This is a genomic window from Shewanella gelidii (genome assembly GCF_014647855.1).
Classification (GTDB): domain Bacteria; phylum Pseudomonadota; class Gammaproteobacteria; order Enterobacterales; family Shewanellaceae; genus Shewanella; species Shewanella gelidii.
The window spans coordinates 1-1,088 of record NZ_BMPZ01000031.1 but is presented as its reverse complement, the minus strand read 5'-3'; the positions used below and the strand labels follow the sequence as shown (position 1 = coordinate 1,088).

General features: G+C 51.6%; 1 protein-coding gene. It reads left to right on the top strand.

Features of this window, described 5'->3' with window-relative positions; translation table 11 throughout:
* Positions 1–20 precede the first annotated feature (20 nt).
* The coding region (locus IEY18_RS17300) for an MtrB/PioB family outer membrane beta-barrel protein (protein WP_188923133.1) at positions 21–1,088 on the top strand (1,068 nt) is incomplete at its 3' end.

Genomic DNA, 1,088 nt, shown 5'->3' with positions numbered 1-1,088 from the left:
GTTAATTAGGAGTGAATGTTATGCGTTTTCAATTAAGTCTCATCACTCTGTCTTTGATGGCTGCGACAGGGGCAGCCACTCCAACCTCAGTGCTTGCTGCTGACTTTGGTGTCCACAAAGCCAACATCAGTACCGTCAAAACTCGCGATTATCAGTGCAAACGCTGCACGGTGACGACGGGCTATCAAGGCGAGCTCAGTGTGGGCGTAGCTTATACCGATGCTGATGATATCCACGCCGCCAATGCGCTCAATAGTGAAGATGGCACCAGTGGTGTACTCAATGGGGATATCCGTTATCAGGATGATGCTGGTTATCAAGCCAAGCTATACGCCAAAGACATGGGTCTTGCCAATAGCAGCGCGCGGATAGAGGCGGGTCAGTCCGGCAGTTTTGAGGTGGCCGCGGATTATCGTCAGCTCACTCATTATCAAGCCGGTCATGCCCAAAGCCAGCTTTGGTACAGTGATGGCACTCTGACCCCAGATGTCGCGACACAAATCCAGGAGTTGTCTTTGCAACGCAAAAAAGTGGGGGTTGAGGCCCTGCTGCAAACACGTCTTGGCAGTCAGGACTACGCCGCCTTTGCTCGTTATCACAGCGAGCGCAAGCAAGGCCATCAAAGTCGCAGTCTTGTCATGCCAGCGCCGGTGAACTTTGGTCTCCCAGTGGATAGCCAAACCGACACCCTACAGAGTGGGATACAGGTAAAAGGCCAAGACTGGCTTAGCGAATTAAGCTATCAGCTCAGTCAGTATGACAATGACATCAACCGCTTGAGCCTGCCTTATCTGGATGATGTGTATCAAAGCGCCCCAGACAATCAAGCACACCAAGTTGCTTTCAAAGGTCAGTATCGACTTGAGCAAACTGTTGTAAGTGCTCACTTATCCCAAGGGCGCATGATTCAGGATGAACAGCTGGTGCAGATGGCGGGCAATCCGGTGCAAAACTGGGATGGCCAAATCGATACGCTCGACGGCCAGTTGCGTTTGACATCTCTGCTGTCAAACAAGCTACGAGTCGGCGCCAGTGTTAATTATAGCGAGCGAGATAACCAAAGCTCGGTTTGGGATTTTGCCCAGCTC